This window comes from Rubritalea profundi (assembly GCF_002954445.1).
Classification (GTDB): domain Bacteria; phylum Verrucomicrobiota; class Verrucomicrobiia; order Verrucomicrobiales; family Akkermansiaceae; genus Rubritalea; species Rubritalea profundi.
The window spans coordinates 1,908,659-1,911,100 of the sequence record NZ_MQWA01000001.1 but is presented as its reverse complement, the minus strand read 5'-3'; the positions used below and the strand labels follow the sequence as shown (position 1 = coordinate 1,911,100).

The 2,442-nt window shown below is 44.8% G+C and carries 2 protein-coding genes; both read left to right on the top strand.

Features of this window, described 5'->3' with window-relative positions; translation table 11 throughout:
* Nucleotides 1-865, top strand: an 865-nt coding sequence (locus BSZ32_RS08470) for a c-type cytochrome (RefSeq protein ID WP_206018774.1), incomplete at its 5' end; no start/stop codon positions are given.
* A 160-nt stretch (nt 866-1,025) separates the two neighbouring features.
* Nucleotides 1,026-1,955, top strand: coding sequence for a sugar phosphate isomerase/epimerase family protein (locus BSZ32_RS08465; protein ID WP_105043036.1), 930 nt, complete (start codon nt 1,026-1,028; stop codon nt 1,953-1,955).
* The last annotated feature ends 487 nt before the right edge of the window (nt 1,956-2,442 follow it).

Below are 2,442 nucleotides of genomic sequence, written 5' to 3'. Positions count from 1 at the left end.
TAGGTTAATAGTGTTACCAATTTTAGCTAAGATGGGCAAGGAGACACACAAGGACTTAGATTTCCATCTCGTGACTTTAGCTTCACCATATGGATTGGAAGTTGATAATAGCCGCCTAGCAACTCTAGCACTCGATGTGAAAAATTCCGTTCCTGATCGCCTAAAATACTATCTAGCAATCAATGATAAAGTGATCCGTGGAAAAGTAAGAGAGAAGTTTCTTGATGAAAAAGAAAGTGCCTTTGTGGAGACCGCCCTATCGGAGATGTTCGAATTGTCACCTAAGGAAGCCTTAGAATATAGTCTCAAGCGCGTCGAGACAGGAGCTAACCTGAGAGGTGTTTATGCAGTTTTAGGAACGCTCAAAGACCCAGTCTCTCTCAAGGCGATACTATTGGGGGCCAAAAAACTATCAACAAAGAGTCATGAGGATGTCAGTGTTCTAGATCTTATCACGGCCTTAGAAAACCGCACCGAAAAGGAAGCTAAGCAAGCATTACTCAATCATAAAAATAGCTACCCTAAGGAAAATACTCTTGGGGTTTACCGTCATACACTAGCAGGGGGCGAGGTCAGGCTAGGTAAAGACCTAGTCGATAGTGGTAAGGGACAGTGTATTATTTGTCACAATTTTGGATGGCGTGGGATTAAGAAAGTCGGACCACATCTATCCAGAATAGGTAAGCAGAAAAGAGCGACAGGTGAATATCTTATACGTTCACTGATTGAGCCCAGCGCTTTCGTGGTCCAGGGCTACGGAGATGCGAAAGTGTCGGCAATGCCAAATATGAAAAATCTCCTAACTAAGAGTGAAATGAGAGACATCATTGCCTATTTAAAAACGCTCAAAATGAGGGGTGATTGATTTCATCAAAATTGTTACTGACTGCTTTTTGAGTGAGGCGGTCAAGAGCATCACGCGACGAGAAAATAGGGAGTTACCACCACACGAAAACTAACTCAAAATTTCAAACCACCTTGACACACAAGGTTGCAATCACTAACAAAAAATAATACATACAACTATGCAACGTAGAAATTTTATCGGATCAGGACTGGCTGCCCTAACGGCAGGCATCACAGTGCCACAAGCCTTTGCTCAAGCCAAAGAAAACGGACAAGAAACATCAGCTGACCCAGGAGCCAGGATCCCCTGTCCTATTTCATTAGCTCAATGGTCATTACGAGATGAATTCAGAAGCGGACGACTTAAGAACGAAGACTTTGCGAGTTTCAGCAAAAATACATTTGGCATTTCCGCTGTCGAATATGTTTCAGGCTTCTTTAAAGACAAAGCCAAAGACAAGTCCTTCCTCAAGCAACTAAAACAAAATAGTGCCATCGAAGGTGTCACTAACGTTCTCATCATGATAGATGGTGAAGGCTCAATTGGTGCGGAGACTCTAGCAGAACGCACTCAGACAGTAGAAAATCATAAAAAATGGGTAGAAGCGGCTCAATTCATTGGTTGTCACACCATCAGAGTTAATGCTCACGGTACTGGTACAGAGCAAGAACAAGCGAAGCAGGCCACTGATGGCTTGCGTGCTCTCTCCACCTTTGCCTCAGACTTCGGTATCAATGTCGTGGTCGAGAACCACGGTGGCCTATCATCCAATGGCCAGTGGCTCTCAAAGGTGCTAGCTGACGTGAAGATGGATAATTGTGGAGCACTGCCGGACTTCGGTAATTTTGGCAAGTACGATCGTTACCAAGGCATCGCTGATCTGATGCCATTTGCCAAAGGTGTGAGTGCTAAATGTATTAATTTCGATAAGAACGGCAATGTCATTGAAACTGACTTCGCCAAGGCGATGAAAATCGTGCTAGATACAGGTTTCAGATCCTGGGTTGGTATCGAGTGGGGTGGCAGAGGTGCCACCAAAGCAATCCCTGATATCAAAGCTGCGAAGTTGCTCTTAGATAAAGTTCAGCAGCAATACTTTGACTACTAGGAATTTGCTTTTTGAGTGAGGTGGTCGAGAGCAACATGCGAGGAGGGAGAACTCGATGGAGTACGAAAAGGAACAGTCCTCTAGCCTGGGAAAGAAGCGTATCAGATGCTCGGACGTTTACGCCTCATCATCTGCTGATCGCTGACCTCGATACGCTTTAGTTATTGATGAGTAAGTTTCACGTTACACGACAAAATATTGGGCCACGAGGGTGATTTCAGCCAGTCGGTGAACAACCAAGAAAAAGACAGACTAATAGAGGAGGTACGCATTTAACGTAAAATCAAGCGATACTCACCAAAACAGACACAACTCCACCATTGACTCTTCCAGTGAGCGGTAATTCACAAATTCTAAATTTAGAATTCCTAATTCACTACCCCCTCTTTCCCCCGCACCCCCCGCACCCCCCTTTCTCCCCCTCTCCGATCTCCCCAACAACGTCCTCAGGGACACCACGCAAAAAGCAAATACCTAGCAATAAAGG

Bases quoted from the DNA above. Each gene is read 5' to 3' on its own strand.
- BSZ32_RS08465 (WP_105043036.1), top strand. From the start codon at position 1,026: ATGCAACGTAGAAATTTTATCGGATCAGGACTGGCTGCCCTAACGGCA.